This window comes from Halolactibacillus halophilus, assembly GCF_900115605.1.
GTDB classification, from domain to species: Bacteria; Bacillota; Bacilli; order Bacillales; family Amphibacillaceae; genus Halolactibacillus; species Halolactibacillus halophilus.
Map to the genome: position 1 here is coordinate 42,442 of NZ_FOXC01000006.1, position 17,740 is coordinate 60,181.

The window sequence follows — 17,740 nt, forward strand, 5'->3', positions numbered from 1 at the left end:
TAATTGATTTAATAATTCTTAATAATGAACCTCTAATATTCAGCTATGAACCGGGGCGCTAAATCTTTGGGCCTAGTGGATTGATGTACTGCACACCATTTATAAGCACCGCAGAGCTTGATAACTGGTATCATACTTTAATGAAATGAGTCTGATGCCCTTAAATATCGAAAACACGATGATGTCTATTGATACAAAAAAGCACCGATTATCATTCTTATGAATGATAGCGGCGCTTTTAGCTAATATGTTGTTTTGACTTTTTTGTTTCTTTGTACTTTGATTGATTCAACAGTTTTGATAACAGTTGTTCATGTCCCATATTCAGCAGCAATCCTAGATAAATGCCTAAACTATTTAAAATCCAATCATCTACGTCAACGGACCGTGAAACCATATGAAGTTGATGTAAGAGGTACTGACCACCTTCAAATAACACCGGTACTAAGACAATAAACAATAACTTTCTAAACCACCCATAAGGTTTCACATATAACCAAAAACCGAGCGGAAACATCATCACCACATTACCGACGAGATTAACAATAATAATCTCAAATGATAACGTCTCTTGCCTGTAAGCACGCAAATAAAGTTTAATCGTCTCAAACGGCTCCAAATTTATTTGAAGCGCGTCACGCGCATCTCCAAGTCCTCTAAACCAAATTAAATAACTTAAGATCAGGAAATATCCCAACATGACCCCATTAAATAATCGGCGTTTTAGGCGGGGATTGTTTAATTGTCTTAACGCAATATAAATGATTAAAAAAATTGGCAACAACACAAAGAAGCCTAACGGTAAATACGACAAATAATCTCCCCCCTAAATAGTAAAGCAATATTTTTATTATCACTTAAATTAGTGATCATGACAAGAGGGGAAAAGTAATTGTTATGCAATTGATAACTTTTATAGAAATACCAAAATCAATTGTCGAAATACAATGAATAAGATTGTTTTACACTCTCATGACTGAATGAATTTTTAACCATGTTGTAATCTCATTGATTTCAAATTTCTCAATAACGATATTTACAGTATAGTCTGCTGCTTTAGTCCAAATGGTCGGATCAGCTTCTGATTTAAATACAGTTTGCTTTAGTCGTTCGACGGCACTTATTTATAGCGCTTAATCAAAAGTGAATTCAACAAAATGATTTCTTTTCCATTTAAATATCTCATCTTATCTTTCCACCAAGTTTTTTAACGTGTCATCATAATTATCGAATAAAAGAGCCTAGTCGATGGACTAGGCTCTTTCATTATTCATCTTTACTTACGACTGATTAGCGTAAGTTATAGAATGCACTTTTACCAGCATATTTAGCTGTTTCAACAAGTTCGTCTTCAATACGTAGTAATTGGTTGTATTTAGCAACACGGTCCGTACGTGAAGGAGCACCTGTTTTAATTTGTCCAGCATTTGTCGCAACAGCGATGTCAGCGATTGTAGTATCTTCAGTTTCACCTGAACGGTGTGAGATAACTGCTGTGTAACCAGCTTGTTTCGCCATTTCGATTGCTTCAAACGTTTCAGTTAATGAACCGATTTGGTTAACTTTAACTAAGATTGAGTTACCAATTCCTTTTTCAATACCTTCAGCTAATTTTTCAGTGTTTGTTACGAATAAATCGTCACCTACTAATTGAACTCTGTCGCCTAGGCGGTCAGTAAGAAGTTTGAAACCATCCCAGTCATTTTCGTCAAGACCATCTTCAATTGAGATGATTGGGTACTTGTCACACATTTCTGCATACCAGTCAACCATTTCAGCTGATGTACGAACAACACCTTCACCTTTAAGGTTGTATTTACCATCTTCGTAGATTTCAGAAGCCGCAACGTCCATTGCTAATTGAACTTCTTCACCTGGCTTGTAACCAGCAGTTTCGATTGCTTCGATGATTGTAGATAAAGCTTCTTCATTTGACTTAAGGTTTGGTGCGAAACCACCTTCGTCACCTACAGCTGTGTTGTAACCTTTTGAAGAAAGTACTTTCTTCAAGTTGTGGAAGATTTCAGCACCCATACGTAGTGCTTCTTTGAATGTAGGCGCGCCTACAGGCATGATCATAAATTCTTGAATATCAACGTTGTTGTCAGCGTGCTCACCACCATTTAAGATGTTCATCATTGGTGTTGGAAGTACTGTTGCGTTGAATCCACCAAGGTAAGTGTATAAAGGAACACCTAAGTGATCAGCTGCTGCACGTGCGACAGCCATAGATACACCTAAAATAGCGTTAGCTCCTAATTTACCTTTGTTTGGAGTACCATCTAATTCCATTAGTACACGGTCAATGACAACTTGACGTGTTACGTCAAAACCTAATAATTCAGGTGCAATAACGTCGTTTACGTTCTCTACTGCTTTAAGAACACCTTTACCTAAGAAACGATCTTTGTCGCCGTCACGTAATTCAACTGCTTCATATTCACCAGTTGATGCACCACTTGGTACTAAAGCGCGACCGAACGCACCTGATTCTGTGTAAACTTCTACTTCTACTGTTGGGTTACCGCGTGAGTCCATGACTTCGCGAGCATATACGTCTGTAATGTATGGCATGATTATAAAACTCCTTTTTGTTTTTAATATAGTATAGATCTTGCTGCTTGTTTTTTTAACATTGATTCGAATCAATACAGGATAAAACTTACTTAATAAGTGACTTACCCGTCATTTCTTCTGGTTGGTCAACGTTTAAAAGATCAAGTAATGTTGGGGCCAAGTCTCCTAGGATACCACCATCACGCAATTCGATTCCGTCTTTAGTTACAATAACTGGAACAGGATTGGTCGTGTGAGCAGTCATTGGCTTACCATCAAGTGAGACAACTTCATCAGAGTTACCGTGATCAGCGGTGATGATGGCGTGTCCACCTTTTTCAGTGATCTTATCAACGATTTTACCTAAACATTCATCAACCGTTTCAATTGCTTTAATTGTCGGTTCGAGCATACCTGAGTGTCCAACCATATCAGGGTTAGCAAAGTTTAAGATGATGGCATTTTGGTTGCCTTCATCTAATTCTTTCAGTAAGGCATCAGTTACTTCATACGCACTCATTTCAGGTTGTAAGTCGTACGTTGCGACTTTTGGCGAACTGATTAAAATCCGCTTTTCCCCTTCAAATTCCGCTTCACGGCCACCACTCATAAAGAACGTTACGTGTGGATATTTTTCCGTTTCAGCAATGCGTAATTGGTTAAGTTTATTGTCTTGCAGTACTTCACCAATCGTGTTTTTAAGATCAGTTGGTGGGTACGCAATTTTACTATTGACGGTATCACTGTATTTCATAAATGATACAAAGAATAGATTTTTTGGTGCTGCTTCGCCGCGATCAAATTCATTAAAGTCATTGTTAGCAAAACTTTGCGAAATTTGAATCGCACGGTCAGGACGGAAGTTATGGAAGATAACTGAATCACCTGAATGCATCTTAGCAACTGGTTCTCCAGACGCATCTGTAATAACCGTTGGAATAACGAATTCATCATACACACCTTCACTATAAGCGTCTTCAACGGCTTGTAGTGGATCTGTTGATGTTTTGCCTTCACCATAAGCAATCGCGTCATACGCAAGCTTAACTCGTTCCCAACGCTTGTCGCGGTCCATCGCATAGTAACGACCAGAGATCGTCGCAAATTGACCCACGCCAAGTTCATCCATTTTGCTTTGAGCTTGTTCGATATACTGTTTCGCTGATTTTTGACCAACGTCACGGCCATCTAAGAAACCGTGAACGTACACCTTATCAAGTCCTTTTTCTTTCGCAAGTTCTAATAATGCAAACAGGTGCTCAATATGAGAGTGAACCCCACCATCTGACAGTAAACCGAAAATGTGCAAGGCCTTGCCATCTTCTTTTGCATTATCTACTGCTTGAACAAGCTGTTCATTGGTAAAAAAGTCACGTTCACGCACTGAAAGATTCACACGTGTGAGTGATTGATAGACAATCCGACCCGCACCGATATTTAAGTGGCCCACTTCTGAGTTACCCATTTGACCCTCAGGTAGACCAACAGCTTCACCAGAAGCCGTCAGTTGGTTATGCGAATAAGTATTCCAGTAACGATCGAAGTTAGGGGTATTGGCTTGTTTAACCGCATTCCCAACAACCTCATCACGTAGAGCATAACCATCAAGAATTATTAAGGCTGCTAATTTGTCTTGACTCATTATTTGCCCGCCTCCACTAATTTGAGGAATGAATCAGCTTCAAGGCTCGCGCCTCCAACTAACGCACCATCAATATCAGATTGTTGTAATAATTCATCGATGTTTGCTGGTTTTACACTACCGCCGTATTGAATGCGGACAGCTTCAGCAGCATCATTTGAGACAACAGATGCAACGGTTTTACGCACGTGTGCACATACGTCATTTGCTTGTTCTGATGTCGCTGTTTTACCTGTACCGATTGCCCAGATTGGCTCATACGCAATCACAGATTGTTTGACTTGGTCTTCTGTTAAACCGTCAAGCGCTTTTGTGACTTGATCAGCCACTAAGTCCATCGTTTGGTTTGCTTCACGTTGTTCTAATGTTTCACCTACACAGATGATTGGTGTTAAGTCATAGTTAAACGCTGCTTTTGCTTTTTTGTTTACTGACTCATCTGTTTCGTTGAACATTTCACGACGCTCAGAGTGTCCAAGGACAACGTAAGTCACGCCTAAGTCTTTAAGGACAGCTGGTGAAACTTCACCTGTAAACGCACCACTTTCTTCAAAGTGCATGTTTTGCGCAGCGATTTTTAAATCTGTTCCTTTTGTATCTTCTACTAAAGCGTGAAGAAATGGGAAAGGTACGCAGATGATTGAATCTACCGCATCCGTTGTTGGTACGTTGTTTTTTGTATCAGCAGCAAAACTTTTTGCTTCTGATAAAGATTTGTTCATTTTCCAGTTTCCTGCAATAATTGGTTTACGCATAATCTCTTCCCTTTCGTCTATGATTAGTTGACTAATCAGTGAGTTTATTATTCTACCTTATTTATTGCTGATTGCAGCTAAACCAGGTAGTTCTTTACCTTCTAGGTATTCAAGTGACGCGCCGCCACCAGTTGAGATGTGTGAGAAGTCATCAGCAAAACCTAATTTCATCGCTGCTGCTGCTGAGTCACCACCACCGATGATGGTTGTTGCATTATCCAAGCTTGCGATTGCTTTACATACACCGATTGTCCCTTGTGCGAATGCTTCCATTTCGAACACACCCATAGGGCCGTTCCATACGACAGTTTTCGCACCATCTAGTTCATTTTCAAACTGAGCAACTGATTTAGGACCAATATCAAGACCCATATAGCCATCAGGAATCGCACCAGCATCAACAGCTTTCACATCGCCCTCCTCAGAGAAGTCAGTGTTAACCATTGTATCAACTGGTAAAATAATTTTACCATCAGCACGTGCAAGTAAATCTTTCGCAAGATCTAATTTATCTTCTTCAAGTAGTGAAGAACCAATAGCCATGCCTTGTGCTTTATAGAATGTATAAGCCATACCGCCACCGATAAGAATCTTATCTGCTTTAGTAAGTAAGTTTTCAATCACACCGATTTTATCACTTACTTTCGCACCACCTAAAATAGCTACAAATGGACGCTCTGGGCTATCGACTGAATCACCGATAAAACGGATTTCTTTTTCCATTAAGAAACCAGCGGCTGATTCAACGTTTGAAGCAATCCCAACGTTTGATGCATGCGCACGGTGAGCCGTACCAAAAGCATCGTTAACGAATAAGTCACCAAGACTTGCCCAGTACTTACCTAATTCAGGATCATTTTTACTTTCTTTCTTACCATCAATATCTTCAAAGCGCGTGTTTTCAAACATTAAAATATCGCCATTGCCTAATTTGTCAATTGCGTTTTCTAATCCTTCTCCACGTGTTTCAGGTACGAATGTCACGTCTTGACCTAATAATTCAGATAAACGCTCAGCGACTGGCTTAAGTGATTTACCTTCTTTATCAGCTTCTTCTTTTACACGACCTAAGTGAGAAAATACAACCACTTTTGCATCTTCTTTTAGTAAGTGCTTAATTGTTGGAAGCGCTTGAACGATACGGTCATCGTTAGTAATGTTACCGTCTTTCATCGGTACGTTAAAATCAGCACGTACGAGTACTTTTTTGCCGGCAACAGCTAAATCAGTTACAATTTTTTTCGCCATATTGGATAATCCTCCTAGTGAAAATTAAAAGCGGAAAGCGCGAACGCTTCCCGCTAATGGACTGTTTGTTTAGTTTAGCTCGCTAAAAATTAAAGTTTAGCGAAATATTCTAATGTACGCACTAATTGTGCAGTATAAGACATTTCATTGTCATACCATGAAACAGTCTTAACTAATTGCTTGCCACCTACAGTCATTACTTTTGTTTGTGTTGCATCAAATAATGAACCGTAAGAAATACCAATAACATCTGAAGATACGATTGGATCTTCAGTGTAACCGTAAGATTCGTTCGCTGCTTTTTTCATTGCTGCGTTTACGCTCTCAACAGAAACTTCTTTGTCTAATACAGTTACTAACTCAGTTAATGAACCAGTTGGAACTGGAACACGTTGAGCAGCACCATCTAATTTACCTTTAAGTTCAGGAATTACAAGACCAATTGCTGCTGCTGCACCTGTTGTGTTAGGCACAATGTTAACTGCTGCTGCACGTGCACGTCGTAAGTCTTTTGAGTGAGGTGCATCTAATGTGTTTTGGTCACCTGTATAAGCGTGAATAGTTGTCATAAGTCCTTCAGCAACACCGAATTCCTTGTTTAATGTGTCAGCCATTGGAGCTAGACAGTTTGTTGTACATGAAGCACCTGAGATTACAGTTTCTTCACCTGTTAAGATGTCATGGTTAACGTTATAAACGATTGTTGGAAGGTCATTTCCACCTGGAGCAGAAAGTACAACACGCTTCGCGCCACCTTTAAGGTGAAGTTCAGCTTTTTCTTTTGAGTTGAAGAATCCAGTACACTCAAGTACGATTTCTACACCTAAGTCTCCCCATGGTAATTCTTCAGGATTGCGGTTAGCTAATACTTTAATGTCTTGTCCATTAACAGCAAGAGCTCCTTCTTTAACTTCAACATCGCCATTGAAACGACCTTGAGTTGTGTCATACTTTAAAAGGTGAGCAAGCGTGTCAGCGTCAGTTAAGTCGTTGATTGCTACTACCTCAATTCCTTCTACTTCTTGAATACGGCGGAAAGCTAAGCGGCCGATACGACCAAAACCATTAATACCTACTTTTACAGTCATACGTATTTCCTCCTTAGTATTGTTTAAAATTTTATCTAAAGGACTATAAGTCCTTTATTAATGCTTTTGCTGCCCCTTCATCTGTGATTAGGACATTACTCTTCCCTTGTCTAAAATAGGACTCAATCGCTTTTGCCTTTGAATTACCTCCAGCAATCGCCACAACTGTCTTAATATGAGACAAGTCTTCTAATTGCATACCTACGGTCCGTACTTTGTGTACGATTTGGCCATTTTGGTCAAAATAATAACCAAAGGCCTCACTTATTGCTTTTCCCGACTTAAGGTTTTCTAAAACGTTTGTTTCTGCTTTTCTACGTTTTGCCATAGTAAAAGCATCACCAATACCATGCATGACGATATCTGCTTGTTTTATAATATGTAATGTTTCTTTTACCCCGGGCTCTTCAATAATTGAATGATACGTTTCTTCACTGAGCGGGTCCGGTACATATAACAAACGATAATCACCTTTCATCTTATTGGCCATTTCAGCGCAAATAGTGTTCGCTTGATTCTCGACACGTTCCCCGAGTCCACCTCTAGCGGGAACGAACATTGAGCCTTTACCTAAATCAGTCGGTGCCATCATTTTAGCCACAGCAGCCATAGACGTGCCACCTGTCACAGCGACGGTTTGCTTGATATTGAGTTGGGATTGTAAAAACGACACAGCACGTTTACCTAGTTCGTCTTTTACCCACGGATCAGTATCACTGTCCCCAGGTGTAATTATAACACGTTCTAAGTCGAATGTCTGTTTAAGTTTCATTTCTAAATCACGAAATCCTCGTAACTCTTCGAAATAAGGCGTAAACTCATCCACCAACATTTGACCTGCCACCGTCAGCATTACCCCTTTGGGCGTTGCCTCAACTAAGCCAAGTTGTGAAAGCTTATGAATCTCTGCACGAGCTTCACGTTCTTTTAACATCAACTCGGTAGCCAAACTTCTTCGGCCAATAGGTTGATAATAACGAATGGTATGGAGCAAATGAAAACGCCGGTCAATCACTGCGATAAGATCAGGGCATATTTTTTGTTGCAATTCTATCAGCTTTTGCATCTTAACGCACCCTTTCAATACTGCCGGGACCAATTTAGTCCCTGTGGTTAAATTTCTGTCCCACAGGGGGCAAAAAAATACCCAACACATGTAATATTATCAGAAAAATCGGTATCTGACAAGTTTTAAATCACACCGAACAAAAAACGATAGACATAAGAGATATAAAAAAGAGGCTTAATCCAGCCTCTTTACATCTCACTGATCTTTCATTTCAAATTATCGTGCATGTCTTTTAATATATTTGCTGAGCTTTCTAGCAATTGTTGTTCGCGGTCTGATAAGTTTAACCGTAAAATTTCTCTTACTCCGTGCGCATTAACAACAGCGGGAATACCCATATAGACACCATTAATATCATATTCACCTTCAAAATAGGTTGATACCGTTAAAATTGAATTCTCATTATAGAGTAAAGCTTTTGTCAGACGAGCAAGTCCCATACCAATACCATAATAGGTTGCGCCTTTTTTCTGAATGATTTGATAAGCGGCATCGCGAACATTTTCAAAAATCGCCTGCATATCACGGTCTTCATAGAAGTTATTAAGTTTACCATACACATTCAGTGGCAAGCCACCAATCGTAACGTGTGACCAAATTGGCAATTCTGAATCACCATGTTCTCCTACAATATAAGCATGCACATTTCTTGAGTCAACTTGGAAATAATCACTTAATAAATAACGGAAGCGTGCAGTGTCTAAAATAGTACCCGAACCAATAACACGTTCTTTTGGTAACCCAGAGGCTTCATAGGCAACGTGTGTCATCACGTCAACAGGGTTTGATGCAATCAGTAAAATACCATCAAAACCAGAGGCCATTATCTCTTTTACAATCCCACGCATGATTTTTGCATTTTTACTCGCAAGATCGAGTCTAGTTTCATTTGGTTTTTGATTCGCACCAGCAGTGATGACAACTAAATCAACATTATGACAATCGGCATAATCACCGGCTCTTATTTTCATTGGTGAACCAAATGGAACCCCGTGATTTAAATCTTGCGCTTCACCTTCTGCACGATCCTTATTTAAGTCAATCAACACGATTTCACTAACTGTTCCTTGATTTACTAGTGAATACGCATAACTTGAACCAACAAATCCTGTTCCAACAATGGCGACTTTCTTTGTTTTATTTGCTCTTTGATGCATAAAAAAACACTCCTTTAAACCTATTTTAGAGACTTTCTCTCTCACTTAAATACTATACCCGAAATACCACTAAACTATGTTTGTTTTTTAACAAAAATGTAAAAAAAGCTGAATTTACTTCATAAAATACAATTAAACCGCTTTAGGGAATTAACCAAAGCGGTTTAATGAACAGGGATCATCTATTATCAATGAACCTTTTATAATGCTTATATGGATCAGTCTTTTGTTATCGTTTATACACCTTAACAATCTACGCCTCTTTTAGTGAGAGGTTTTGTTCATAAGGAGTCCCAGTTGTCTTTTTACTTTAGCCAGACTAACGTGAACATCCAATAAATAAAAGAAATAACTACTTGAGAGAACGATCAAGCTATTTTGGATAAAAAGAGAATAACCAACAATATCACGTAATGCTACTAGCTCCCAAATCAATAACACAGACACAGCTAACCATATCATAACTTTCATTTTTGCACCTCTTACTTTCTGTAAAGCCATATCAACTTATAAAATATGAGAAAAGACAGATGAAAACATCTGTCTAAAAGTGCGCTCGGAGGGATTCGAACCCCCGACACACGGTACCGGAAACCGATGCTCTATCCCCTGAGCTACGAGCGCATATTAAAATCGAACAAAAATAATTATAACTGAAATGACCGACAAATACAATCCTTTCTTTCACCATCCACTCATAGTATAGAAAAATTTCAACAATGGCGAGTGCAATCCATACGCAAAACACCCCCATCTCTGTTATACTATTTACAAAGTTTATACATACATTAACTTGGGAAGGTTGAAAAGAAAAAAACATTTCATCTGTTAGTGTTTTATTTGACCTTTTTTGACCTATTAGCTATGATATATTTATAAGCTTCATACACATACTTAAAGTTATTTCTAGAGGAGGAATAAATATGAATTTAATCCCTACAGTAATTGAACAAACAAATCGCGGTGAACGAGCATATGACATTTATTCACGGCTATTAAAAGACCGCATCATTATGTTAGGTTCTGGCATTGATGACAATGTTGCTAACTCGATTGTCGCTCAACTTCTTTTCTTAGAAGCTGAAGACCCAGACAAAGATATCTCTATTTACATTAACTCACCAGGTGGGTCGATCACAGCTGGTATGGCCATCTATGATACGATGCAATTTATCAAACCAGATGTCTCAACTATCTGCGTTGGTATGGCCGCATCTATGGGTGCTTTCTTACTTGCTGCTGGCGCAAAAGGAAAACGTTATGCGTTACCTAACTCAGAAGTCATGATTCACCAACCATTAGGCGGTACACAAGGTCAAGCATCTGATATTCAGATTCACGCTAACCGTATCATTGAAATGCGCAAGAAATTAAACGAAATCCTTGCTGAACGCACCGGTCAACCAATGGAAGTTGTTGAACGTGACACAGATCGTGATAACTTCATGACAGCTAATAGAGCGTTAGAATACGGTCTAATTGACAAAGTTATGGAGAAGAAGTAATCCTAACTAAAAAATAAGTAACACAAAGCAGCGACGCGCCTTGGCACGTCGCTGCTTTTATCGTTCTTAACTATTTTGAATTCGATTAATTGCGAATATATTTCATAAATATATCTTTGTAGTCTTTTTGAGTGAAATCATCATACTTCTCATTTAACCAATCGTTGCTAAAAGTCGTGGCTTTTTCAAGTTCACTTGAAAGCGCTGTATCTTTAGTGTAACTACGTTTGATCAAACCTTGACTGCGCTCAAGACTATCTTTCGCGTAATCAAACTGTCGCTTGTCTGATGCTTGTTTTACAGAAATCTCAAACAAGGACTTATACAGATCGGTGATGGCTTCCCCTTCTTTTTTATCAATGTCAACTGAGAAAGCAAGCTCTCCCATCTTAAACTTGATCTCTAAATCGAGGTCAATCGTTCCTGCTGTTTCGACTCGTACATCACTGATGACATGTTGATAGTAATCATAACGCTTAATCACTCGCTTTGAACTTGTTGCCTTCTCACCATCTAAATGTATCAAAGCACGATTAGTAAAACAGTATTCATCCGTCTTAGATTTAATTAGAAAATGAATTGTTTCCCCGTCCTCATGTAACACAAAATCATCTGATAACGTCTTATCAAAATCTTCTGGCTTAATCACTTTCCCGATATCACTAATTCCTAGAGCATCACTAGCGAATTTTTTTAACATGCTGATTCCTCCCAATTAATTGTTAATATTATCATAACATATTATCATCTATCTGTTAGTTTTGTTACAAATTCATAATAATAATATTACGTGCTATAACGCCCCTTCTATGACGTATAAACATAAAAAAATCGCCTCCCTCTAATAAAAGAGACAGACGATTCATTTACTTACTGTTGGTTATATAATTCTTCTAATGGTTTTGTGATTGTGCGGCTAATAGAATTGATGAATTCGTTCACTTTTTGTTCTTCTTCCATTAGTTTAGAAATCGCTTCGTGTTGTTGTACGGTTTCGACAACTTTGCGCGCTTGTTCGACTTCTTCTTCTGAAATTTCTTGACCTTGCATTTGTTTTTGTTGTAATTCGATTTGTGTATTACGGAAATCATCGAACATTTTTTTAGCGATTTCATCGCTCATAACCGCATCATATGCTTCCTTAAGAGTTGAAAACTCTTCACTCTGGCGAATTGCATCCGCTAATTGTTCTGCTGATTGTTGTACGTTAGACATATTATAAAATCCTCCTAGTTTTTACTGACCAACAATTGGCCTTCTTTTAACTTCTTGTATAACTATAACAAACTTCTAAACGTAATCCAAACGATACCGGTTGAGAAATTATAAAAAATAACGGTAAATAATAAGGCTTTTTAATTTAAGCCTATCTTTTCTAGTGATTGGTCCCCTCTTGTCAATTGTTTTTGTTATAATGCTAGTGAGTAGAAATTTTCGTTTGTATATTTCTCCTGATTTTTTTAAGCTGTGAGTTAGATTAGCAGACAGCCATTTACATGTGAGTCAGTCATTATATAGAAAGAAAGGATTCCTAATATGATTAAACGATTGAAAACCCTCTATCCAAGCCTTATCACTGAAGAAGAATCTCAAAGTAAAGGACTGTACCGGTGGTTTATGACCCCTGACAATCAATTACTAGGTATTTTAGAAGCAGAAATCAATGAAAAAGAACATGATTTACTCGATCTGTTATTGACACCTTATCTCGGTGCCTATCCACCCGTCACTGAACGCGAACAATCATGGTATGATTGGATTTTTGAAGGTACGAACTTTATTCATACCGCACCAAAAGAATATCGGTTCATTTACTTTACACTCTCAGATGCACCAGATGATCCTAATGACTTTAGAGAGGCCGTCTACGGTATGTATTCTTATAAACCTGTCATTTTATTTTCAAGTCAAAAACACGGTGTGATTATTGAAGAAGAACGACCAGATGAAGAGGATGCCATTACTTTCTTTGAAATGGTCGAAGTCTTTACAAGTGATTTCTTTATTGATGTCCAGTTCTTTATTGGGCCGTATTTACGCGACTTAAATAAGGCGCATGATTACCATGCATGGATGGATCAACAATTTCATCACATTCAGCACTTCAATACAAAACCCGTCATGACTTATGTATCAGCGGTACCTTATTTAATGACCGTCATGAAAGATCAGAAAGTATTAACATTTTTAATTGAGTCGATTTTAAAGTCAACGATAAAAGACGAGGAGCTTCTGCATACAATTCAAACCTTCTTAGAAGCGAATTCCAATGCCTCACTTGCCGCTAAAGAAATGTATATGCACCGTAATAGTTTACAATATCGGATTGATAAGTTTGTCGAAAAGACCGAAGTCGATGTCAAACAATTTGAAGGAGCGATTGCGGTTTACTTAGTCCTTCTGCTTAAACGCCAAATCGATCTAGCTTAGGCACTTTGCCAGCGGCTAGATCTTTTTTTGTGCCTTTTGACGAAACCCTTGATATATCAGTAGTTTCATCTTATAAAGTGGGTGTAATCATAGGCAAAAAACCAGATGATGTAAGCGTTGCACAACGTGATGTTTTTTTCTTTGTGCACGTTGTCCATTTACGATTGACGTTATTTTTTGTAGACTTAAGGCATCAAATAAAAACGCTTTCAAACATTTAAGGAGGAACTTTTACAATGGCAGAATTAAGCTTAAGACATATTGATAAAATTTATGAAAAAGACGGTGTTAAAGCAGTAGATGACTTTAACCTAGAAATTAAAGACAAAGAATTTATCGTGTTCGTTGGTCCATCTGGTTGTGGTAAATCAACAACACTTCGTATGATTGCTGGTCTTGAAGAAATCTCAGGTGGTGAATTCTACATCGATGATAAATTAATGAATGATGTTGCACCAAAAGACCGCGATATCGCGATGGTATTCCAAAACTACGCGTTATACCCACACATGAATGTGTATGACAACATGGCTTTCGGCCTTAAATTACGTAAATTCAAAAAAGATGAAATTGACCGTCGTGTTAAAAACGCTGCTCAAATTTTAGGTCTAGAACCATTCTTAGATCGTAAACCAAAAGCTCTTTCAGGTGGTCAGCGTCAGCGTGTGGCATTAGGTCGTGCGATTGTACGTGATGCGAAAGTATTCTTAATGGATGAGCCATTATCAAACCTTGATGCGAAACTTCGTGTTCAGATGCGTGCTGAAATCCAAAAATTACACCAACGCCTACAAACAACAACGATTTATGTAACACACGACCAGACAGAAGCGATGACAATGGCAACCCGCCTTGTTGTACTTAAAGATGGTGTGATCCAACAAGTGGGTGCACCTAAAGACGTATATGACAAACCAAACAACGTTTTCGTTGGTGGATTTATTGGCTCTCCTGCGATGAACTTCTTCTACGGTTCATTAGAAGAGAACGGTTTCCGCGTGTCTCCTAAGACGTTAATTGAAGTACCTGAAGGTAAAATGAAAGTACTTCGTGATCAAAACTACATCGGCAAAGAACTTGTTCTCGGTGTACGTCCTGAAGATATTCATGATGAGCCAGTATTTGTAGATGCTAACCCAGGTTCAACATTAACAGCTGAAATTGAAGTAGCTGAATTAATGGGTTCTGAATCTTACCTATACTCTAAATTAGATGAACAAGACTTTGTTGCACGCGTTGATTCACGTACAGATATTAACGGTGGTGAGTCACTTAAATTAGCATTCGATATGCACAAGTGCCACTTCTTCGACAAAGATTCTGAACAACGTATTAAATAAGTGTATACCCCCTTATATACATGAAGATGGCGACTCCAAAAGAGTCGCCATCTTTTATGTTTTATATGTCTTACATTGATCATGCTTCCCTCTATATAATAGCGGCATAACTACCCTAAATCATCTGACTTGGTTTTACCCACTGATCAAATTGTTCCGCCGTCACATATCCGAGAGTGATCGCTGCAGTTTTTAAACCAGTCCCATGTTGATGCGCATATTTGGCGATATTACTCGCCTTATCATAACCAATGTGCGGATTGAGTGCGGTGACTAACATAAGTGACTGATCGACTTTGTCTGCCATTATGTCTTCATTGATTTTTAGCCCCGATAAGCAACGTAAGTTAAAACTATCCATTGCCTCACTTAATAATTCAATCGATTGAAGAACGTTATAAATAATTACCGGTTTAAACACATTCAGTTGAAACTGGCCTTGGCTTGCCGCAAAACTAATCGTCGTATCATTGCCTAGCACTTGGCTACAGACCATCGTTAGCGCTTCAATTTGGGTTGGATTTACTTTCCCTGGCATAATCGAACTCCCTGGTTCATTAGCTGGCAACGTATACTCACCATAACCTGCACGTGGGCCACTTGCTAAGTAGCGTAAATCATTCCCCATCTTAAATAAATCCATTGCTAGCGCCTTTATAGTCCCGTGGAAACGGACAAGTTGGTCGTGACTTGTTAAACCGTGAAAATGATTGTCTGTCTTTCGAAACGGCAGACCGGTATAACGTGACAATTCATGAACCACTTCCTCACCAAAACCATCGGGCGCATTTAAACCTGTCCCAACAGCCGTGCCGCCAATCGCCAACTCAAAACATTCATCCATATCTTGCAATAACATATGTTCTGTCTTTTCAAGCATAGCGAGGTAACCGCTAAGTTCTTGCCCTACTGTTAACGGCGTCGCATCTTGTAAGTGGGTCCGACCAATTTTGACAACAGCTTGAAAAGCCGTTTGTTTTTCTTTTACCGTCTGAATTAGCCGGTGCAGGGCTGGAAAGAGATGATCCGTAACAGCAATCGCTGTAGCTACATGCATCGCTGTTGGAAAGGTATCATTTGAACTTTGAGAGCGATTGAGATCATCATTTGGATGCAAGCTGACCGACTCATCTGATGCTAAAAAACTAAGCACTTCATTCACATTCATGTTTGTCTGTGTCCCAGAGCCTGTTTGCCATACGACGAGCGGGAAATGTTTATACTCAGGCTGATGTAACCACTGATCACTCGCTGTTACAATCCGATCACTTGTTTCTTTAGGTAATACACTTAAGGTATGATTCGCTTTTGCGGCTGCGCGTTTTAACATTACGAACGCTTCAATGAGTCGTTTAGGCATTGTTTCTGTGCCGATTGGAAAGTTTTCTAAACTTCTCTGTGTCTGTGCGCCGTAATAGACATCCTCACTAACTTCCATTTCTCCAAAGGCATCACGTACTTTTCTCATCGCTGACCACTCCTTTTTGTTTGTCTCACTAATTTTCTTTGTCTGTTTTGTTTTATAACTTTTTTAATTGGTAAATATAGCTTTAGTTCTTTCTCTCTTATTGACAGAATAATATGTCTTCTAAAGTCATATTATAGCATAAAAAAACAGGCAGTGACTTAGCGTTCACTACCCGGATAATCAAAACCAAAATATTCTTCTAGTGTCCATTCATTATGATAAATTTCTGTCGCAACATCTTCACCGACATAACGCAAATGCCATGGTTCATAACTGTACCCAGTGATCGTTTCTTTTCCCTCTGGGTAGCGGATAATAAAACCATATTTATGGGCCTGCTCTTTTATATATTGCCCTGCTTCTGTATTACCAAACGATTGATTCAGTAACACATCGTCATTGCCTTGCACGGTCACATCCATGGCGAGACCGGTTTGGTGCTCACTTGCTCCCGGTTTAGCTGAAAACTGATCGGCATGGGCTTGTCCTTTACTTGCGACATTACTTTCATAAATCGCCCGTTGTCGCTCATACGACCGGTAACCAGACACCGCGACTAACGCATGACCATCAGTTTTGGCGACACCAAATAACGTCTCTAACCCTCTTGCGGCTTCTTCCCTTAAAAGGCGGCGGTTATCACCGGCGGGGGAGTAGTGTCGTACATTTGCTTCAATTAAATCTGGTGGTGTATACCCTTCAGGTAACTCCCGATATTTATTAACATAAACAAGCATCGATGTTTCATTATCAACGGTATAAAGCCCAGTATCAGGATTTACACCAGCGGTAAAATAGTCCGGCTCAGCTTCTTCAATCGCAAATAGTTTTTTTTCAAGTAATGACATACCTAACTTTTTTTCATGCATCGTTCCTTCTCGTACTGTCGTTTCTGTACACCCGACTAATACGAGCAGTATAAACAGCAAACCAACAAGCTTTTTCATCTATATCCACCTCTTTTTCTCTTTCACCAGTGTATCATAATTCATTTAACGTTGTCCTGAAAAATCCACAAAAAAGAACCGAACGAAAAACGTTCAGCTCCTATTTTTAATCTCTGTTAAAAAGAATCAGTCTAATCAAGGTAATAATGCCTGTAAGTGCGAGCCAGTTCGTTAAAGGTAGCCGCATCACCAAAATCAATTGCTTCATCTATCGCCTGATCAATCGATTGTTTGTTTCGATGAAAAGCTAATTCATCCAATAACAACGTAGCCATCAGCGCATCTTCAAACGAGTAATCACGCTTAGCGATAATATATTTCGCATACCCTTGATTATAACGATGTAACGTAAAACAAACTTTTTGCTTTTTCATCGAATTCAACTCCTTTTCATCTTTCAATCAGACATAAGTAATTTTAGTAATATATACCCTTCCCGGCGTTCTTTAAACACCCGAGAGTAGTAAAAGCTTTCATATTTCATCAAACCTTCAGAGGCATAAATGTAATCCTGCTCGTTTATGTTGACGAGGAC

The 17,740-nt window shown here is 38.8% G+C and carries 17 protein-coding genes and 1 tRNA gene; 3 read left to right on the plus strand and 15 right to left on the minus strand.

All coding sequences use genetic code 11. The features are described from left to right. Positions 1-238: 238 nt before the first annotated feature. The 10 genes from BM098_RS03705 to BM098_RS03750 form a co-directional block, all read right to left on the minus strand. Complete coding sequence (locus tag BM098_RS03705; protein WP_089830539.1) at positions 239-814, minus strand: VanZ family protein; 576 nt, start codon at positions 812-814, stop codon at positions 239-241. Between the two features lie 476 nt (positions 815-1,290). After that, complete coding sequence (gene eno, locus BM098_RS03710; RefSeq protein ID WP_089830541.1) at positions 1,291-2,574, minus strand: phosphopyruvate hydratase; 1,284 nt, start codon at positions 2,572-2,574, stop codon at positions 1,291-1,293. A gap of 88 nt (positions 2,575-2,662) precedes the next feature. Further along, positions 2,663-4,198: a 2,3-bisphosphoglycerate-independent phosphoglycerate mutase gene (gene gpmI / locus BM098_RS03715; protein WP_089830543.1), complete on the minus strand. Its 1,536-nt coding sequence runs from the start codon at positions 4,196-4,198 to the stop codon at positions 2,663-2,665. Beyond that, positions 4,198-4,953 (minus strand): triose-phosphate isomerase, encoded by a 756-nt coding sequence (tpiA, locus tag BM098_RS03720; RefSeq protein WP_089830545.1) that lies wholly within the window; start codon positions 4,951-4,953, stop codon positions 4,198-4,200. Before tpiA ends, gpmI begins: the two co-directional genes overlap by 1 nt. A gap of 57 nt (positions 4,954-5,010) precedes the next feature. Beyond that, the gene (locus BM098_RS03725; RefSeq protein WP_089830547.1) at positions 5,011-6,201 is read right to left on the minus strand and encodes a phosphoglycerate kinase; all 1,191 of its coding nucleotides are present in this window, start codon (positions 6,199-6,201) and stop codon (positions 5,011-5,013) included. A gap of 89 nt (positions 6,202-6,290) precedes the next feature. Then, positions 6,291-7,289: a type I glyceraldehyde-3-phosphate dehydrogenase gene (gap, locus tag BM098_RS03730; RefSeq protein ID WP_089830549.1), complete on the minus strand. Its 999-nt coding sequence runs from the start codon at positions 7,287-7,289 to the stop codon at positions 6,291-6,293. A 43-nt stretch (positions 7,290-7,332) separates the two neighbouring features. After that, positions 7,333-8,355, minus strand: coding sequence for a sugar-binding transcriptional regulator (locus BM098_RS03735; protein ID WP_089830551.1), 1,023 nt, complete (start codon positions 8,353-8,355; stop codon positions 7,333-7,335). Positions 8,356-8,564: 209 nt separating this feature from the next. Beyond that, the gene (locus BM098_RS03740; protein WP_089830554.1) at positions 8,565-9,515 is read right to left on the minus strand and encodes an L-lactate dehydrogenase; all 951 of its coding nucleotides are present in this window, start codon (positions 9,513-9,515) and stop codon (positions 8,565-8,567) included. Positions 9,516-9,779: 264 nt separating this feature from the next. Then, entirely contained in the window at positions 9,780-10,016 is a 237-nt protein-coding gene (locus tag BM098_RS03745; protein WP_234987404.1) for a hypothetical protein, read from the minus strand. A gap of 50 nt (positions 10,017-10,066) precedes the next feature. Then, positions 10,067-10,139 (minus strand) — tRNA-Arg (locus BM098_RS03750). 299 nt (positions 10,140-10,438) lie between these two features. Here BM098_RS03750 and clpP point away from each other — a divergent pair. Beyond that, entirely contained in the window at positions 10,439-11,020 is a 582-nt protein-coding gene (gene clpP, locus BM098_RS03755; protein WP_089830557.1) for an ATP-dependent Clp endopeptidase proteolytic subunit ClpP, read from the plus strand. A gap of 85 nt (positions 11,021-11,105) precedes the next feature. Here clpP and BM098_RS03760 read toward each other — a convergent pair whose 3' ends face one another. Both BM098_RS03760 and BM098_RS03765 read right to left on the minus strand, forming a co-directional pair. Then, positions 11,106-11,720: a PH domain-containing protein gene (locus tag BM098_RS03760; RefSeq protein ID WP_089830560.1), complete on the minus strand. Its 615-nt coding sequence runs from the start codon at positions 11,718-11,720 to the stop codon at positions 11,106-11,108. Positions 11,721-11,890: 170 nt separating this feature from the next. Then, positions 11,891-12,235 carry a YlbF/YmcA family competence regulator gene (locus tag BM098_RS03765; protein ID WP_089830562.1) on the minus strand — a complete coding sequence of 115 codons (345 nt, stop codon included), beginning with the start codon at positions 12,233-12,235 and terminating at the stop codon, positions 11,891-11,893. Positions 12,236-12,556: 321 nt separating this feature from the next. Between BM098_RS03765 and BM098_RS03770 the strand changes: the two genes are divergently transcribed. Beyond that, positions 12,557-13,450 carry a PucR family transcriptional regulator gene (locus BM098_RS03770; RefSeq protein ID WP_089830564.1) on the plus strand — a complete coding sequence of 298 codons (894 nt, stop codon included), beginning with the start codon at positions 12,557-12,559 and terminating at the stop codon, positions 13,448-13,450. A gap of 236 nt (positions 13,451-13,686) precedes the next feature. After that, a complete protein-coding gene (locus tag BM098_RS03775; RefSeq protein ID WP_089830565.1) occupies positions 13,687-14,790 on the plus strand; it encodes an ABC transporter ATP-binding protein in 1,104 nt (367 codons plus the stop codon). A gap of 115 nt (positions 14,791-14,905) precedes the next feature. Here BM098_RS03775 and fumC read toward each other — a convergent pair whose 3' ends face one another. From fumC to BM098_RS03790, 3 genes are all read right to left on the minus strand, one after another. Then, entirely contained in the window at positions 14,906-16,258 is a 1,353-nt protein-coding gene (gene fumC, locus BM098_RS03780; RefSeq protein ID WP_089830567.1) for a class II fumarate hydratase, read from the minus strand. A 158-nt stretch (positions 16,259-16,416) separates the two neighbouring features. After that, the gene (locus BM098_RS03785; protein ID WP_089830569.1) at positions 16,417-17,205 is read right to left on the minus strand and encodes a M15 family metallopeptidase; all 789 of its coding nucleotides are present in this window, start codon (positions 17,203-17,205) and stop codon (positions 16,417-16,419) included. 131 nt (positions 17,206-17,336) lie between these two features. Next, positions 17,337-17,579 carry an IDEAL domain-containing protein gene (locus BM098_RS03790; RefSeq protein WP_089830571.1) on the minus strand — a complete coding sequence of 81 codons (243 nt, stop codon included), beginning with the start codon at positions 17,577-17,579 and terminating at the stop codon, positions 17,337-17,339. Positions 17,580-17,740: the final 161 nt, after the last annotated feature.